The sequence below is a fragment of the Paraburkholderia sp. MM5496-R1 genome, assembly GCF_050436205.1.
Lineage (GTDB): Bacteria > Pseudomonadota > Gammaproteobacteria > Burkholderiales > Burkholderiaceae > Paraburkholderia > Paraburkholderia tuberum.
Genome location: NZ_JBNDLT010000002.1, coordinates 1551860 through 1567962, shown reverse-complemented (window position 1 = coordinate 1567962; position 16103 = coordinate 1551860). Strand labels below are relative to the sequence as shown.

Below are 16103 nucleotides of genomic sequence, written 5' to 3'. Positions count from 1 at the left end.
AGGAGATACCCAAATGACCAAACCTCTCGAAGGGATCAAGATCATCGACTTCACCCACGTTCAAGCCGGTCCCGCGTGCACGCAGTTGCTCGCCTGGTTCGGCGCCAATGTGATCAAGGTCGAAAGACCGGGTTCGGGCGATGTGACGCGTAACCAGCTGCGCGACATTCCCGATGCCGACGCGCTGTACTTCACGATGCTCAACAGCAATAAGAAGTCGCTAACGCTGGACACCAAAAAAGCCGAAGGCAAGGAGGTGCTCGAAAAGCTGATCCGCGAGTCCGACGTTCTGGTCGAAAATTTTGGGCCGGGCGCGTTGGACCGGATGGGCTTTTCGTGGGAGCGCCTGAATGAACTCAATCCGAAGATGATCGTCGCCTCGGTGAAGGGCTTCAGCGACGGCCATCACTACGATGACCTGAAAGTCTACGAAAACGTCGCCCAATGCGCAGGCGGCGCGGCGTCCACCACCGGCTTCTGGGACGGTCCGCCGACCATTAGCGCCGCTGCGCTCGGCGACAGCAACACCGGCATGCATCTGGCGATCGGCATTCTCACCGCGCTGCTTGGCCGCGACAAAACCGGCAAGGGCCAGAAGGTCGCGGTGTCGATGCAGGACAGCGTGCTGAACCTGTGCCGGGTGAAATTGCGTGACCAGCAGCGGCTTGAGCGAGTTGGCTATCTTGAGGAATATCCGCAATATCCGCACGGCGAATTCAGCGACGTGGTGCCACGCGGCGGCAATGCGGGTGGCGGCGGTCAACCGGGCTGGGTGCTGAAGTGCAAAGGCTGGGAGACGGACCCGAACGCCTACATCTACTTCACGATCCAGGGGCATGCATGGGAGCCGATCTGCAAAGCACTCGGCAAGCCAGAGTGGATCGATGACCCAGCCTACAAGACCGCTGAAGCGCGTCAGCCCCATATCTTCGAAATCTTCAAGACGATCGAAGCGTGGCTTGCCGACAAGACGAAATTCGAAGCGGTCGACATCTTGCGCAAGTTCGACATTCCGTGCGCGCCGGTGCTGACGATGAAAGAACTGGCCAACGATCCGTCGTTGCGCGCGAGCGGCACGATTGTCGAGGTGCCGCACAAGAAACGCGGCTCGTATCTGACCGTCGGCAGCCCGATCAAGTTCTCGGACATGAAGCCGCACGTCACCGCGTCGCCGCTGCTCGGAGAACATACGGACGAAGTCCTGGCGGGCCTTGGCTACAGCCAGCAGGAAATCTTCAATCTACGCGAGATCAAAGCAGTTTAACGGTGTCACGCAGGCGCAGTTTCAGCTTCTGACGTGCAAATGCGGTACCCCTGACGGCGCCGCATCCGATTTAAGTATACCCATTCGCTTTGGAGGAACGCCGTGCAAACTGCCATCGACTTCCAGCAACTTGCCAACGCAATCGGCGACGCCATCATCATCTCCAATTCCGGTGGCAGCATCACTTTCTGGAACCCCGCGGCCGAACGCATGTTCGGATTTACGCAGAGCGAGGCGCTGGGAAAGTCGCTGGACCTGATCATTCCGGAACGCATGCGCGGCCGCCATTGGGATGGCTATCACAAGACCATGGCAACGGGCGAAACGCGTTACGGCAATGATGTGCTGCGCGTCCCCGCTGTGCACAAAGACGGACGGTCAATGTCGATCGCCTTTACAGTCGCGTTGCTGCATTCGCAGCAAAATGGACTCACCGGCATCGTCGCAGTGATCCGCGACGAAACCACCCGCTTCCAGCAGGATCGCGTGCTACGCAAACGTCTTGCGGAGCTGGAGGCGTCCCAAGGCGCGTGAGACGCCGTGTGAATGAGCCACTCCCGTTCCGCGTCTACCGCTATCGCAGCCGGGATGACGGGCGTTGCCGCAGCCAGCGGCGCAAGCGCGTAAGCACGGTCCGAGGATGTCCCGGCGAGCCTTGCGACATAGAGAAAGTCTGGGCCGCAATCGGATTGGATAATTGCCTGACCAGATCGAGGTCGTCCCGTGCATGCACTGACGCAGTACGCGCGGCCAGCACGAACGCCGTCGTAGGTGCGGCACGCAACGGAGCCAAGGTAGATCTGATCAGGCGCAGCGCGTCAGAATCGTTCCACCCTAAAGGAATGAGCCGAGATGATGTCCCGGGTCCGTGGGGATCGTCGACGATCTTGGGGATGTCGTCGAGTGACCGGTAGTGGCCGACGAACTGAGACCGTCGAGGCGGCCGCGTTGCTAGCGGCGCATGACTTCTACGACGCGAACGCACTTCGCATGACCGATAGCATTGCCATCGCCTGCTCGGGCGTGATGCCACCATCGGTCGGCCACCTGTAGTAGGTGTGCTTATCAAACGCAGATGCAGATATGGGCGATTTCCACAAGAAAGACAATACAATGCAGTGGGAATGACCAGCCATCGAAACCGCAGCGACTATGCGGTTCGTGTTGTGAATGCGCATGGCGCTCACCATAGGTGCCGCAGCGCTGCCCGAATATCCACAAGCGAGGCGGAGATCATCCTCAGCGCGGGGTTGATGCGGCGGCAGCATGGCGGGCCGATACGTAATTAGGCGTCACTTAGCGCGCTACCAAGGCCCAAATGGGTACCTAGATGGGTACCAGCTTCCTTCTTTGACGCGATTTATGGACGGAAAGCCTTTCTGGATAAGGCTAGAAAGGTTTACATCAACACAATGTCGTACTGCTCCTGACTCAAATTCGACTCCACCTGCAACGACACCGGCTTGCCGATGAAATCGATCAGCATTGCCAGATGCTGCGACTCTTCCTCGAGAAACAGATCGATCACCTGCTGCGAAGCGACCACGCGAAACTCGCGCGGATTGAACTGCCGCGACTCGCGCAAAATCTCCCGCAACACGTCATAGCACACCGTGCGCGCAGTCTTCACTTGCCCCTTGCCCTGGCAAATCGGGCAAGGCTCGCACAGCACATGCGCGAGCGACTCACGCGTACGCTTGCGCGTCATCTCGACGAGCCCGAGTTGCGAGAAGCCATTGACGGTCACCCGCGTGCGATCGCGCGACAACGCCTTCTTCAATTCGCCTAGCACCTGGTCGCGATGCTCGACGTTTTCCATATCGATGAAATCGATGATGATCACGCCGCCAAGATTCCTTAGCCGCAGTTGCCGCGCGATGGTATGCGCGGCTTCGAGGTTGGTCTTGAAGATCGTGTCGTCGAAGTTGCGCGCGCCGACGTAGCCGCCGGTGTTCACATCGATCGTCGTCATCGCCTCGGTCTGGTCGATCACGAGGTAGCCGCCCGACTTCAGATCCACGCGACGCGATAGCGCGCGCTGAATCTCGGCCTCGATGTTGTACAGATCGAACAGCGGCCGCTCGCCGGTGTAGTGGTGCAGCTTCGACGATACCGCCGGTGTGAACTCGGCCGCGAAATCGGCGAGCATCTGATGCGTCTCGCGCGAATCGACCTGGATGCGCGATGTGTCATCGTTGACGAAATCGCGCAGCACGCGCTGCGCGAGATTCAGATCCTGGTAGAGCAGGCTGGTGGGCGGCATGCGCTGGGCCTGCGACAGAATCGTCGCCCACGTCTTGCGCAGATACGCGACGTCGGCTGCAAGCTCTTCGCTCGTCGCATCCTCGGCGATCGTGCGCACGATGTAGCCGCCTTTCTCGTCGGCGGGCAGCACGGCGGTCAGACGCGCACGCACGGCCTCGCGCTCGGCTTCGCTTTCGATTTTCTGCGAGATGCCGATGTGCGGCTCCTGCGGCAGATACACGAGCGTGCGCCCGGCGATGCTCACTTGCGTGGACAGCCGCGCGCCCTTGGTGCCGATCGGGTCCTTGACGACCTGCACCATCAGCGTCTGACCTTCGAAGACGATCTTTTCGATCGGCTGATGCGGTGTTTGATGTTGCGCTTCGCCGGCGATGCGCGGATGCCAGATGTCGGCGACATGAAGAAACGCGGCGCGTTCGAGGCCGATGTCGATGAACGCCGATTGCATGCCGGGCAGCACGCGCACGACCTTGCCGAGATAGACATTGCCGACGCGGCCGCGCGACAGCGTTCGTTCGACATGAAGTTCCTGGACGGCGCCCTGTTGAACGAGCGCGACGCGCGTTTCCTGCGGCGTGACATTGATCAGGATTTCTTCATTCATGGTGTTGTTCTAGAAGTCGATGCGCGCTGCACGCAGGAGGGCAGCGGTTTCAAAAAGCGGCAAACCCATAATACCCGAATAGGACCCGTCTATATGCTCGATAAACTCCGCCGCGCGTCCCTGCACGCCATACGCCCCCGCCTTGCCGAGCGGCTCACCGCTCGCCGCGTAGCGACGCAACGCGTCTGCGTGCACTGCAGCAAAACGCACCTTCGAGACCGACAACGCCGCGGGCAGCAGCGCGCCGTTGGCATCGATCACGGCGAGCGCGGTCAGCACTTCGTGCGAGCGGCCCGCGAGACGTGTGAGCATGGCGACCGCATCGCCGGCATCGATGGGCTTGCCGAGAATCGCGTCGTCGATCGTGACGGTGGTGTCGGCGACGAGTATCGGCCGCACCTCGTGACCGCCGTCGAGGAGCCGCGCGCGGGCCGCCTGCGCCTTCGCGATGCACACGCGCTGCACGTAGTCGCGCGCGTGTTCGCCGGGCCGTTCGGCTTCGAGCGCTTCGGCGTCTTCATCGGGGCGCGGCAGCAGCAATTCGAAACGCACGCCGAGCTGTTGCAGCAGCTCCTGGCGGCGCGGACTTTGCGAGGCGAGGTAGACGAACGGATGCAGCGAAGCGGAGGGCGTGGGCATGAACGGGTCTCGATGGAGCGGGAAACGGATGGCGCGGGGTGGTGAACGCGGGTGGGCGTGGAAGAGTGAGCGGGCGAGGTTGACCCGGTGATCCGATCGATGCGCTGCATCCACTAGCGGCATCGATGGACAGCGCGTCGGGCGCATCATCGCACGAAGCGGCGGCAATACGCTCAAGCGTATGGAGCAGAGCACCCGCGACGCGTCAGCAGCAACAAATCGTTGCCAGGCGTCGCCGCGCGAGGCTCCAGCACCTACGCGCGATGATACGGATGATTTTGCGTGATGGTCCACGCCCGATAAAGCTGTTCGGCCAGCAGCACGCGCACCATCGCGTGCGGCAGCGTGAGGCTCGACACGCGCAGCATCATATCGGCGCGCGCCTTCAGCTCGGGATCGAGCCCGTCCGCGCCGCCGATCAGAAAGGCCACGTCGCGGCCGTCTTGCTGCCAGCCCGGCAACGCGCCCGCGAGCTGCATCGTGGTCCAGTCCTTGCCGCGTTCGTCGAGCGCGACGATGCGTGCGTTCTTCGGCAACGCGGCTTCGATCTTCTGCCGTTCGGCGGCCATCACGCTTTCGGCCGAACGGCCCGACGAGCGCTGCTCCGGTTTGATCTCGCGCAGTTCGATGCGCAACTCCGGCGGCATGCGTTTCGCGTATTCGTCGAAGCCGGTCGCGATCCAGTCCGGCATCTTGTGGCCGACGGCGAGGATATGCAGTTTCATCGCGAGGACAGTAGCACTGTGCCCGACACGGCCCGCTTACTTGCGGCGCGCCGTGGTCTTGCGCGCGGGCTTCGCGGCCGGCGCTTCCTCGTCTTCCTCGTCGTCGGGCTCGCTTGCGCGCGCGCCGCCGAACGGATTCGGCGTCGACAGCTTAATGCGCACCGGCTTGTCGCCCCAGATTTCCTCGAGGTTGTAGTACTGGCGCAGCGCCGGCTGCAGGATGTGCACGATCGCGTCGCCGCAATCGACCAGCACCCATTCGCCGATATCCTCGCCCTCGGTGCTGATGATCTCGCCGCCGGCTTCCTTCACGCCTTCGCGCACGCTCGACGCGAGCGCCTTGGTTTGCCGGTTCGACGTGCCGCTCGCGACGATCACGCGATCGAACAGCGAGGTCAGGTGGCTGGTGTTGAACACTTTGATGTCTTGCGCCTTGACGTCTTCGAGAGAGTCAACGATTACGCGTTGCAGTTTGCGAATATCCATGGAGTTACCGGTGGTACAGATGATGTTGAAGAATATAGTCCCACACCGCGGCGGGGACGTGACTCGCGGCCCGATCCTGGCTTGTGCCGCCCGCACCCGCGTGGGCGAGCCGCTGGTTGACCTGCTCGCGCAGATGCGCGCGAATGTCGGTGGCCGATACGTTGAACGCGAGCGTCGTGTCGATCAGCAGATGGCCGCAGGGTGTGGCCTGCAGCACGTCGGCGCGCGCACGGCGCGCGGCGATTTCCTTGGCGACCGCGGGGGCGACCGACGCGAGGTCGAAGCCGGGCCGCGTGGCCGCGCCGATATGCGCGAGCTCGAACAGGCGCCGCCAGTCGCGCCATGTGTCGAGATGCACCAGTTGATCCGCGCCGATCAGCAGGGTGATCGATGCGTCGTCGCCTTCGCGCTCGCGCCAGCATTGCAGCGTCTCGACCGTGTAGGTCGCGCCATCGTGCTCGATTTCGTCGGTCGCGACGCGTACCGTCACGCCGGGGATCGCGAGCGACGCGGCCGCCGCGCGCGTCATCGCGAGCCGATGTTCGGCGGGCGACACGTCGGCTTTCTGCCACGGCTGGCCGGCCGGCAGCAGCACCAGTTCGGTCAGCCGCAGCACGTCGGCGAACCGCCGCGCAAGCGCGAGGTGGCCGTCGTGGATCGGGTCGAAAGTGCCGCCCAGCAGACCGATCCGGCGAGGCAGGGCGACAGGGTGAGCGTTTGGCTTCAGGTGAGGGTCCTTTGTCGTGACCGTAAGCGAGACAGGTGGCGCGTCACACCCACTCGCGCGGCACGAGGAAATCGCTGTACAAACGCGCTTCCGGCGTGCCCCGCTCGGGCTGCCAGTCGTAGCGCCAGTTCGCCACGGGCGGCATCGACATCAAGATCGATTCGGTGCGTCCGCCGCTCTGCAGCCCAAACAGTGTGCCACGGTCGAAGACCAGATTGAACTCGACGTAGCGGCCGCGCCGGTAAGCCTGGAACGCGCGCTCGGCTTCGCCGTACGGCGTGTCGCGGCGCCGCTCGATGATCGGCAGGTACGCCTCGAGAAAGCCTTCGCCGACGCTTTTGAGCATCGCGAACGACTGCTCGAAGCCCGGCGCCGAGAAATCGTCGAAGAAAATTCCGCCAATGCCGCGCGGCTCGTTGCGGTGCTTCAGGAAGAAGTACTCGTCGCACCAGCGCTTGAAGCGCGGGTACAGGTCCGCGCCGTACGGCGCGAGCGCGTCGCGACACACCTGATGGAACTGCCGGGCGTCCTCTTCGTAGCCGTAGTAGGGCGTCAGGTCCATGCCGCCGCCGAACCAGAACACCGGTTCTTCGCCTTCCCTCGTCGCGATGAGCAGGCGCACGTTCATGTGCACGGTCGGGCAGTGCGGATTGTGCGGATGCAGCACGAGCGACACGCCCATCGCCTCGAAGCCGCGCCCGGCCAGTTGCGGCCGCGCGGCGCTTGCCGAGCCCGGCAGCGCGTCGCCCGCGACGTCCGAGAAGCCGATGCCGGCGCGCTCGAAGAACTGGCCGCCTTCGAGAATCCGCGTGACGCCGCCGCCGCGCAGCCTCTCGCCGGGCGCGCGCTGCCACGCGTCGGTAGCGAACGCGGAGCCGTCGAAGGCGCCGAGCGTGTCCGCGATATGCGATTGCAGGCCTTGCAGCCAGCTGCGCACGGCTTGTGCGTCGTAGCTCGAATTGCTCATGAATGCAGGTGCTGGGGCGGCACGCTCGTCGTGCCGCGGGTTCTTCGAAAGAAAGCGATGGCCGCGTTGGCGCCGGGTGTCTGCGAACCTGGACCGCTGGTTCGGATTGCCTGGTTGCCGGAGGCGAACATCAGAGGCGGCTTGCCGCTTCAGTCGATTCGCGGGCTCCGGGCCCGTCTGCCGCGACGAGCGGGACAGATTCAGTGTAGCGCGCGTCGTGTAACGTGCCCGCACTGCGGCGCCTGTGGCACCGGCAGTGCGCCGCCCGCACGGCGTCCAGCGCTAGCGAAGCTTACTTGCCGTCGTGCTTGCGGTTGAGCGCGCGATAGCCGATGTCGCGGCGGTACTGCATGCCGTCGAACGCGATCTGGTTGATCGTGTGGTACGCGGCCGCCTGCGCGGTGCGCACCGAATCCGCGAGACCGACGACGCACAGCACCCGCCCGCCCGAGGTGGTCAGCTTGCCGTCCGTCAGCGTGGTGCCGGCGTGGAACGTGACTGAATCCGCGGTTTCGGCGGGAATGCCGTTGATGCGGTCGCCCTTCCTCGGCGTGTCCGGGTAGTTGTGCGCGGCGAGCACGACGCCGAGCGCGGTGCGGCGGTCCCATTCGAGCTCGACGGTGTCGAGCGTGCCGGCGATCGCGTGTTCCACCACCTTCGAATAGTCGCCTTTCAGACGCGCCATGATCGGCTGCGTTTCGGGGTCGCCCATCCGGCAGTTGAATTCGAGCGTCTTCGGGTTGCCTTGCGCGTCGATCATCAGGCCCGCGTACAGGAAGCCGGTGTAGCGGATACCTTCCTTCTCCATGCCGCGCACGGTCGGCAGGATGATTTCGCGCATCACGCGCGCATGCAGTTGCGGCGTGACGATCGGCGCGGGCGAGTAGGCGCCCATGCCGCCCGTATTCGGGCCCTGGTCGCCGTCGAGCAGACGCTTGTGATCCTGGCTCGACGCGAGCGCGAGCACGTGCTTGCCGTCCACCATCACGATGAAGCTCGCTTCCTCGCCGGCGAGGAACTCCTCGATCACGACGCGCGCGCCGGCGTCGCCGAGCTTGTTGTCCGACAGCATCATGTCGACCGCGGCGTGCGCTTCTTGCAGCGTTTGCGCGACCACCACGCCCTTGCCGGCGGCGAGGCCGTCGGCCTTGATCACGATCGGCGCGCCCTTGGCGTCCAGATACGCGTGCGCGGCGGCGACGTCGGCGAAGGTTTCGTACTCGGCCGTCGGGATGCCGTGGCGCTTCATGAACGCTTTGGCGAAATCTTTCGAGCTTTCGAGCTGGGCGGCCTCTTTGGTCGGCCCGAAGATCTTCAGACCGCGCGAGCGGAACAGGTTGACGATGCCTGCCGCGAGCGGCGCTTCCGGCCCGACCAGCGTGAACGCGATCTGTTCTTTTTCGACGAAATCAGCGAGCGCGGCCGGCTCGGTGATGTCGAGGTTGAGCAGACGCTCATCCTGAGCGGTGCCGCCATTGCCCGGCGCGACGTAGACGAGCTGGACCCGCGGCGATTGCGCGAGCTTCCATGCCAGCGCATGTTCGCGACCGCCGGAACCGACGACGAGTAACTTCATGTGAATCCCCGAGACTTGAAAACCATAAACGGCCGAGCGGTGTGCTCAGCCGTGCAATAAACCATCAACAGCAAGGGCAAACGATGCCAGAGCCCGGCGCGCCATCACTCGCCGGCGATCGACGCGTTTGTATAGACTTCCTGCACGTCGTCCAGATTTTCCAGCGCGTCGAGCAGCTTCTGCATTTTCACGGCATCGTCGCCGGTGAATTCGACTTCGGTCTGCGGCTTCATCGTGACTTCGGCCAGTTCGGCCTTGAAGCCCGCCGTTTCGAGTGCAGCCTTCACTTTCGAAAAATCGTTCGGCGGGCACAGCACTTCGATACTGCCGTCCTCGTTCGTCACGACGTCGTCGGCGCCCGCTTCGAGCGCGGCTTCCATCAGCGCGTCTTCGGCGGTGCCGGGAGCGAACAGGAACTGGCCGACGTGATCGAACATGAACGACACCGAGCCGTCGGTGCCCATGTTGCCGCCGTTCTTCGAGAACGCGTGGCGCACTTCCGCGACCGTGCGGGTGCGGTTGTCGGTCATCGTGTCGACGATCACCGCCGCGCCGCCGATGCCATAGCCTTCGTAGCGGATTTCCTCGTAGTTCGCGCCGTCCGCGCCGCCGACACCGCGCTGGATCGCGCGGTTGATGTTGTCTTTCGGCATGTTGGCGTCGTACGCCTTGTCGACCGCGAGCCGCAGACGCGGGTTCGAGTCGATTTCGCCGCCGCCCAGACGGGCCGCAACCTGGATTTCCTTGATGAGCCGCGTCCAGACCTTGCCGCGCTTGGCATCGGCCGCTGCTTTCTTATGCTTGATGTTGGCCCATTTCGAATGACCCGCCATACTTTTCTCCGTCGCGCGCGCCAGCGGGGCGCACGCATAGTGCAATTGTCGTTGCGATGTCGGGCGCCTCGCGTGTTGCGCCTCGATGTCAATCCGTCAGGTGAAAGGCTGCCGGCCGCTCGTGCTTGTCGCTCGTGTTGGCCCGTCGAGGCGGCCACCTGTGCCGCCGATCTCAGCCTGGCCGTTCCCGCGCGTCGTTCCGCGCTTGCCCGCCGGTGGGCGTTCGTGCCGGTTCGTGCATGATCGGCCGGCCAGGCGCAGCCGCAGGGCGGCAGCGCGGTGGAGCGGGGCAGCTTGCGCGGCCAGGCGCCGCATGACCTGATGCGAAAGCGCGGGGCGCCAGTCGAAATTGCAGGCGGTGGTGCGAGTGATCGTGCGGGTCGAGCCGCTCCGTCGAGCGGATTCGAATTTTATCATGCCGCGAGGGTGCGGCAGAGGGGGCCGCGCCGCGAAACCGGCTGCAAATGCAATGAAATCGACGCGAAAATGAATGGAGGCGGTGCGGATGTGTCGCCGGGAGGGCCGGATGCGGGCGAAAACGGGGCCGGTTCCGGGGCGGCGGCATCGCCAGGCCACCCCCGCTGGCCCCCGGCGCGTCAGTTCTTCGTACCGAACAACCGGTCGCCCGCGTCGCCCAGGCCCGGCACGATGTACGCATGCTCGTTCAGATGCGAATCGAGCGACGCGATGAACAGCTTGACGTCCGGATGCGCGTCCTGGAACACCTGCACGCCCTCGGGCGCGGCGACGAGCGCGAGGAACATGATGTTCTCGGCCGCCACGTTGCGGCGCTTGAGCACATCGACCGCGTGCACGGCCGAGTAGCCGGTCGCGACCATCGGATCGCAGAGGATGAACACGCGGTCTTCGAGGTCCGGCAGCCGCACCAGATATTCGACCGGCCGATGATCCTCCGCGCGATACACGCCGATATGGCCGACGCGCGCCGACGGCACCAGCTCAAGCAGGCCGTCCGACATGCCGACGCCCGCGCGCAGCACCGGCACGATCGCGAGCTTCTTGCCGGCGATCACCGGCGCGTCGATCTCGACGAGCGGCGTGGTGATGCGGCGCGTGGTCATTGGCAGGTTGCGGGTGATTTCGTAGCCCATCAGCAGCGTGATTTCGCGCAGCAGTTCGCGGAACGTGCGCGTCGACGTGTCCCGGTCGCGCATGTGCGACAGCTTGTGCTGGATCAGCGGGTGATCGAGGATGAAGAGATTGGGGAAACGGCTGTCCTGGGTCATGGCGGGTTCGCGCGCGGCGGCAAGGTGGATCGGTTCGGCGCGCTCATCAGTTGGCTCAGTCCGCGCTCGAAGGTCGGACGAACGGTGGAAAAGTGCGCCACCGCGCAGTTTACCGAAAGAGTACCGCCCGGCGATACCTGAGATTGCAGCGACGCGGCACAGTCCGGCACCGATTCTTCTAGAATCTGGGGAAACTTCGCAAAGAGGGCATACACATGGACATGGGAATCGCAGGACGCAGCGCGCTGGTTTGCGCGGCGAGCAAAGGTCTGGGACGCGGCTGCGCGGAAGCGCTCGCCGCCGAGGGCGTCGACCTGACGATCGTCGCGCGCACCGCCGAAACGCTCGAAGCGACCGCCGAGGCGATCCGCAAGCAGAGCGGCGTCGAGGTGAAGACCGTCGCATGCGACATCACCACGCCTGAAGGGCGCGCGGCCGCGCTCGCGGCCTGCCCGCAGCCGGACATTCTCGTCAACAACGCGGGCGGTCCGCCGCCGGGCGATTTCCGCAACTTCACGCACGAGGACTGGATCCGCGCGCTCGAAGCCAACATGCTGACGCCGATCGAGCTGATCCGTCAGACCATCGACACGATGAGCGCGCGCGGCTTCGGGCGCATCGTCAACATCACGAGCTCGGCGGTGAAGGCGCCGATCGACGTGCTCGGTCTGTCGAACGGCGCGCGCTCCGGCCTGACCGGTTTCGTCGCGGGGCTCGCGCGCAAGGTCGCGCCGACCGGCGTGACGATCAACAACCTGCTGCCGGGCCTGTTCGACACCGACCGTATCGCGGTCACGTTCGAGGCGCAGGCGAAGACGCACAACATTTCCATCGACGAAGCGCGCAAGCAGCGCATGAAGACGATCCCCGCCGGCCGCTTCGGTAATCGCGAAGAATTCGGCCGCGCCTGCGCGTTCCTGTGCAGCACGCACGCGGGTTACATCACCGGGCAGAACTGGTTGATCGACGGCGGCGCCTATCCCGGTACGTACTGAGCTGGTACGTACTGAGCAGGCACGTACCGAGCCGCCGCGCGCGAACGACACCCGTCACATCACAACAACGATAGTCACAAGGGTTTGAGGAGTCTTACGTCATGAGCACCCGCATTGCGCTGATCGCGCACGATCACAAGAAGGACGACATCGTCAAACTGGCCGGCGAATACGTCGACACGCTCGCGCGCTGCGAGATCGTCGCAACCGGCACGACCGGCGGACGCATCAGCGACGCGCACGGCCTGACGGTCGAGCGCATGCTGTCGGGCCCGCACGGCGGCGACCTGCAGATCGGCGCGCAACTCGCCGAAGGGCGCGTCGACATGGTGATTTTCCTGCGCGACCCGATGACGCCGCAGCCGCACGAGCCGGACATCAACGCGCTAGTGCGCGCGTGCGACGTGCACAACATTCCGTGCGCGACGAACATTTCGACCGCCCGCATGGTGCTCGACGTGCTGACGCTGCGCCTGTCCGGCGAGGCGTGAGCGCGCGCGTCGCCGCACCCGCATCCATACAGATGACAGATGAAGGAGACGTGATGGTCAAGGCAATCCGTTTCGACAAAACCGGCGGCCCCGAAGTCATGAAATGGGTCGACGTCGAGGTGGGCGAGCCCGGCGCGGGCGAGATCCGCATTCGCCAGACGGCGGTCGGCCTCAATTACATCGACGTGTATTTCCGCACCGGTCTGTATCCGCTGCCGCTGCCGGGCGGGCTCGGCATGGAAGCGGCCGGCGAGGTCAGCGCGGTGGGCCCGGGCGTGACCGGTCTGAAGGTCGGCGATCGCGTCGGGTATGTCGCGCGGCCGCCCGGCGCGTATGCGCAGGAGCGCGTGCTGCAGGCCGCGCAGGTCGTCAAGCTGCCCGATGCGATCAGCGACGAGCAGGCCGCGTCGGCGATGCTGCAAGGCTTGACTGCGCAATATCTGCTGCGCCGCACGTATCGCGTGAAGGCCGGTGACACGATCCTCATTCAGGCCGCAGCGGGCGGCGTCGGCCTGCTCGTGTGCCAGTGGGCGAAGGCGCTCGGCGCGACGGTGATCGGCACGGTCGGTTCCGACGAGAAAGCCAAGATCGCGAAAGCGCACGGCTGCGATCACGCGATCGTCTATACGCGCGAGAACTTCACGAAGCGCGTACGCGAGATCACCAACGGCGCGGGCGTGCCGGTCGTCTACGATTCGATCGGCAAGGACACCTTCGAAAAATCGCTCGACTGTCTCGCGCCGCTCGGCCTGTTCGTGAGCTTCGGCAACGCGTCGGGGCCGCTGCCGCCGATCGATTCGTCGGAATTCGCGGGACGCGGCTCGCTGTTCTTTACACGACCGACGCTCTTCACTTATATGGCGAAACGCAGCGACTACGAGGCGATGTCGGCCGAGCTGTTCGACGTGCTGAGCTCGGGCAAGGTCAAGACCAGCATCAATCAGCGCTATGCGCTGCCGGACGTCGGGCAGGCACATGCGGACCTCGAAGGGCGCCGCACGACGGGGTCGACGATCCTGCTGCCGTAAAGAAGTGGCAGCGCGGCCTCGGGCTGCGCTACACGTCATCCATCAGGGCCGTTTCATCGCGAGATGAAACGGCCTTGTCCGTTTACGCGATTTTTACGCGTACCCCGCGATCTTTGACCAGCCCTTTAGGCCGATCGGCATACCGTTCTATCCATCCAAAGTCCGTGAATGGAGAACGAGAATGGATGTGCTGTATGTCGGGGGCCTGGCGCTGTTTGCCTTGCTGACCTTTGGGCTGATTGGCGGCTGCGAGAAGCTGATGCAGTTGCGCCGCGGACAAGGAGCGCGCTGATGACCTGGATGCTGTGGCTGGCCGGCGCGTCCACCGCGCTGCTGTTCGTCTATCTCGTGTATGCGCTGCTGCGCGCGGAGGACATTGAATGAACACGAACGATGTCCTGCAAGCGAGTCTTTTCATTGTCGTGCTACTGGCCGCGGCGGTGCCGATGGCGAGCTATCTCGGCGCCGTGATGGACGGCAGTTCGCGCGTGGTGCGCTTCGGCGCGCCGCTCGAACGGCTGCTTTACCGTATCGCGGGCGTCGATCCAGCGGCGGAAATGGGCTGGAGGCACTACGCGGTCGCCACGCTCGCGTTCAACGTGCTCGGCGCGGCGTTCCTGTACGTGCTGCTGCGCGTGCAAGGGTGGCTGCCCGGCAATCCGCAGCAGTTCGGCGCGATGTCGGTCGACAGCGCCTTCAACACCGCGGTCAGCTTCGTGACCAACACCAACTGGCAGGACTACACGCCCGAGCAGACCGTCGGCTATCTGACGCAGATGCTCGGCCTGACCGTGCAGAACTTCCTGTCGGCGGCAACCGGCATCGTCGTCGTGTTCGCGTTGATGCGCGGCTTCGCGCGTCATACGGCGAAGACGATCGGCAACTTCTGGGTCGACATCACGCGCGTGACGATGTACGTCCTGCTGCCGATGGCGGCGATCATCGCCGCACTGCTGATGAGTCAGGGCGTGATCCAGAACTTCAAGGCATATCAGGAGGTGCCGACGCTGCAGACCACCACCTACGCCGCGCCGAAGCTCGACGCGCAAGGCAATCCGGTGAAGGACGCGAAGGGCGATCCGGTGACGCTCGACACGCCCGTGAAGACGCAGACCATCGCGATGGGCCCGGTCGCGTCGCAGGAAGCGATCAAGATGCTCGGCACCAACGGCGGCGGCTTCTTCAACGGCAACTCAGCGCATCCGTACGAAAACCCGACGCCGTTCTCGAACTTCGTGCAGATCATCTCGATCCTGATCATCCCGGCGGCGCTCGCGCTCGTGTTCGGCCGCGTGATCGGCGATCGCCGGCAGGGCGTCGCGGTGCTCGCGGCGATGACGATCGCGTTCGGCGTTTGCGTGTTCGGCGAGATCAGTGCCGAGCAGAGCGGCAATCCCGCGTTCACGGCGTTCAACATCGACCAGTCGGCGAACGCGCTGCAGGCGGGCGGCAATGCGGAGGGCAAGGAAACGCGCTTCGGCATCGCGCAGTCGGGCATCTTCACGGTCGCGACGACGGCGGCTTCGTGCGGCGCGGTCGACAACATGCACGATTCGTTGACGCCGCTCGGCGGCCTGTATCCGATGCTGCTGATCCAGCTCGGCGAAGTGATCTTCGGCGGTGTCGGTTCCGGCATGTACGGGATGCTCGTGTTCGCGCTGCTCGCGGTGTTCGTCGCGGGACTGATGATCGGGCGTACTCCTGAATATGTCGGCAAGAAGATCGAGGCCTACGAGATGAAGATGGTGTCGATCGTCGTGCTGCTCACGCCGCTGCTCGTGCTGGTGGGTACCTCGATCGCGGTGCTCAGCGCGGCGGGCAAGGCCGGCATCGCAAACCCCGGCGCACACGGCTTCTCCGAGATCCTCTATGCGTTCAGCTCGGCAGCGAACAACAACGGTAGCGCGTTCGCGGGTCTCACGGTGAATACGCCGTTCTACAACTGGCTCACCGCGATCGCGATGTGGTTCGGCCGCTTCGGCACGATCGTGCCGGTGCTCGCGATCGCCGGTTCGCTCGCCGCGAAGAAGCGCATCGCCGTCACCGGCGGCACGCTGCCGACGCACGGACCGCTGTTCGTCGTGCTGCTGCTCGGCACGGTGCTGCTGGTCGGCGCGCTGACCTACGTCCCGGCGCTCGCGCTCGGTCCCGGCGTCGAGCATCTGATGATGATCGGCGTGCAGTGACCCACGGCAGTGACCCACGGCAGCGAGCCAACGACCGAACAGGCGCTTGCACGCCGCAAGCCTGCAAGCG

At 64.6% G+C, this 16103-nt stretch carries 17 protein-coding genes; 8 read left to right on the top strand and 9 right to left on the bottom strand.

The genetic code is table 11. The features are described from left to right. The first annotated feature begins 13 nt into the window (after positions 1-13). On the top strand, positions 14-1264 hold the full coding sequence (frc, locus tag OKW38_RS14170) for a formyl-CoA transferase (protein WP_429361977.1): 1251 nt from the start codon (positions 14-16) through the stop codon (positions 1262-1264). Positions 1265-1366: 102 nt separating this feature from the next. Beyond that, complete coding sequence (locus tag OKW38_RS14165; protein WP_429361976.1) at positions 1367-1798, top strand: PAS domain-containing protein; 432 nt, start codon at positions 1367-1369, stop codon at positions 1796-1798. An 865-nt stretch (positions 1799-2663) separates the two neighbouring features. On the opposite strand, the gene rng is transcribed toward OKW38_RS14165, so the two are convergent. The 9 genes from rng to upp all read right to left on the bottom strand — a co-directional run bounded on the left by rng (position 2664) and on the right by upp (position 11333). Next, positions 2664-4133 carry a ribonuclease G gene (rng, locus tag OKW38_RS14160; protein WP_090803712.1) on the bottom strand — a complete coding sequence of 490 codons (1470 nt, stop codon included), beginning with the start codon at positions 4131-4133 and terminating at the stop codon, positions 2664-2666. A 9-nt stretch (positions 4134-4142) separates the two neighbouring features. Then, a complete protein-coding gene (locus tag OKW38_RS14155) occupies positions 4143-4772 on the bottom strand; it encodes a Maf family protein (RefSeq protein WP_429336019.1) in 630 nt (209 codons plus the stop codon). 254 nt (positions 4773-5026) lie between these two features. Next, positions 5027-5497: a 23S rRNA (pseudouridine(1915)-N(3))-methyltransferase RlmH gene (gene rlmH, locus OKW38_RS14150; protein WP_008919684.1), complete on the bottom strand. Its 471-nt coding sequence runs from the start codon at positions 5495-5497 to the stop codon at positions 5027-5029. 36 nt (positions 5498-5533) lie between these two features. Continuing rightward, positions 5534-5983, bottom strand: a complete 450-nt coding sequence (gene rsfS / locus OKW38_RS14145) for a ribosome silencing factor (protein WP_187610991.1) — start codon at positions 5981-5983, stop codon at positions 5534-5536. 4 nt (positions 5984-5987) lie between these two features. Further along, a complete protein-coding gene (locus OKW38_RS14140) occupies positions 5988-6710 on the bottom strand; it encodes a nicotinate-nucleotide adenylyltransferase (protein ID WP_221307877.1) in 723 nt (240 codons plus the stop codon). A 43-nt stretch (positions 6711-6753) separates the two neighbouring features. Then, entirely contained in the window at positions 6754-7677 is a 924-nt protein-coding gene (hemF, locus tag OKW38_RS14135) for an oxygen-dependent coproporphyrinogen oxidase (protein WP_429361975.1), read from the bottom strand. 292 nt (positions 7678-7969) lie between these two features. After that, entirely contained in the window at positions 7970-9253 is a 1284-nt protein-coding gene (gene purD / locus OKW38_RS14130; RefSeq protein ID WP_184059377.1) for a phosphoribosylamine--glycine ligase, read from the bottom strand. A 104-nt stretch (positions 9254-9357) separates the two neighbouring features. After that, positions 9358-10086 carry a YebC/PmpR family DNA-binding transcriptional regulator gene (locus OKW38_RS14125; protein ID WP_018419973.1) on the bottom strand — a complete coding sequence of 243 codons (729 nt, stop codon included), beginning with the start codon at positions 10084-10086 and terminating at the stop codon, positions 9358-9360. A 596-nt stretch (positions 10087-10682) separates the two neighbouring features. Then, positions 10683-11333 carry a uracil phosphoribosyltransferase gene (gene upp, locus OKW38_RS14120; RefSeq protein ID WP_026225693.1) on the bottom strand — a complete coding sequence of 217 codons (651 nt, stop codon included), beginning with the start codon at positions 11331-11333 and terminating at the stop codon, positions 10683-10685. A 215-nt stretch (positions 11334-11548) separates the two neighbouring features. On the opposite strand from upp, the gene OKW38_RS14115 reads away from it, so the two are divergent. The 6 genes from OKW38_RS14115 (at position 11549) to kdpA (ending at position 16033) form a co-directional block, all read left to right on the top strand. Continuing rightward, positions 11549-12328, top strand: coding sequence for an SDR family oxidoreductase (locus OKW38_RS14115; protein WP_429361974.1), 780 nt, complete (start codon positions 11549-11551; stop codon positions 12326-12328). A 101-nt stretch (positions 12329-12429) separates the two neighbouring features. Next, complete coding sequence (locus tag OKW38_RS14110; protein WP_013088898.1) at positions 12430-12819, top strand: methylglyoxal synthase; 390 nt, start codon at positions 12430-12432, stop codon at positions 12817-12819. A 53-nt stretch (positions 12820-12872) separates the two neighbouring features. Beyond that, a complete protein-coding gene (locus OKW38_RS14105; RefSeq protein ID WP_429363763.1) occupies positions 12873-13847 on the top strand; it encodes a quinone oxidoreductase family protein in 975 nt (324 codons plus the stop codon). Between the two features lie 181 nt (positions 13848-14028). Next, complete coding sequence (locus OKW38_RS14100) at positions 14029-14139, top strand: hypothetical protein (RefSeq protein WP_018419977.1); 111 nt, start codon at positions 14029-14031, stop codon at positions 14137-14139. Beyond that, complete coding sequence (kdpF, locus tag OKW38_RS14095; protein WP_013088901.1) at positions 14139-14231, top strand: K(+)-transporting ATPase subunit F; 93 nt, start codon at positions 14139-14141, stop codon at positions 14229-14231. Before OKW38_RS14100 ends, kdpF begins: the two co-directional genes overlap by 1 nt. Further along, positions 14228-16033: a potassium-transporting ATPase subunit KdpA gene (gene kdpA, locus OKW38_RS14090; RefSeq protein WP_429361972.1), complete on the top strand. Its 1806-nt coding sequence runs from the start codon at positions 14228-14230 to the stop codon at positions 16031-16033. The genes kdpF and kdpA overlap by 4 nt, the downstream gene beginning before the upstream one ends. Positions 16034-16103 lie beyond the last annotated feature (70 nt).

Coding starts and splice junctions, on each gene's coding strand:
- hemF (WP_429361975.1), bottom strand. CDS start 7,677: ATGAGCAATTCGAGCTACGACGCACAAGCCGTGCGCAGCTGGCTGCAA.
- upp (WP_026225693.1), bottom strand. CDS start 11,333: ATGACCCAGGACAGCCGTTTCCCCAATCTCTTCATCCTCGATCACCCG.
- rng (WP_090803712.1), bottom strand. CDS start 4,133: ATGAATGAAGAAATCCTGATCAATGTCACGCCGCAGGAAACGCGCGTC.
- OKW38_RS14115 (WP_429361974.1), top strand. CDS start 11,549: ATGGACATGGGAATCGCAGGACGCAGCGCGCTGGTTTGCGCGGCGAGC.
- OKW38_RS14110 (WP_013088898.1), top strand. CDS start 12,430: ATGAGCACCCGCATTGCGCTGATCGCGCACGATCACAAGAAGGACGAC.
- OKW38_RS14105 (WP_429363763.1), top strand. CDS start 12,873: ATGGTCAAGGCAATCCGTTTCGACAAAACCGGCGGCCCCGAAGTCATG.
- OKW38_RS14155 (WP_429336019.1), bottom strand. CDS start 4,772: ATGCCCACGCCCTCCGCTTCGCTGCATCCGTTCGTCTACCTCGCCTCG.
- rlmH (WP_008919684.1), bottom strand. CDS start 5,497: ATGAAACTGCATATCCTCGCCGTCGGCCACAAGATGCCGGACTGGATC.
- purD (WP_184059377.1), bottom strand. CDS start 9,253: ATGAAGTTACTCGTCGTCGGTTCCGGCGGTCGCGAACATGCGCTGGCA.
- frc (WP_429361977.1), top strand. CDS start 14: ATGACCAAACCTCTCGAAGGGATCAAGATCATCGACTTCACCCACGTT.
- rsfS (WP_187610991.1), bottom strand. CDS start 5,983: ATGGATATTCGCAAACTGCAACGCGTAATCGTTGACTCTCTCGAAGAC.
- kdpA (WP_429361972.1), top strand. CDS start 14,228: ATGAACACGAACGATGTCCTGCAAGCGAGTCTTTTCATTGTCGTGCTA.
- OKW38_RS14100 (WP_018419977.1), top strand. CDS start 14,029: ATGGATGTGCTGTATGTCGGGGGCCTGGCGCTGTTTGCCTTGCTGACC.
- OKW38_RS14125 (WP_018419973.1), bottom strand. CDS start 10,086: ATGGCGGGTCATTCGAAATGGGCCAACATCAAGCATAAGAAAGCAGCG.
- kdpF (WP_013088901.1), top strand. CDS start 14,139: ATGACCTGGATGCTGTGGCTGGCCGGCGCGTCCACCGCGCTGCTGTTC.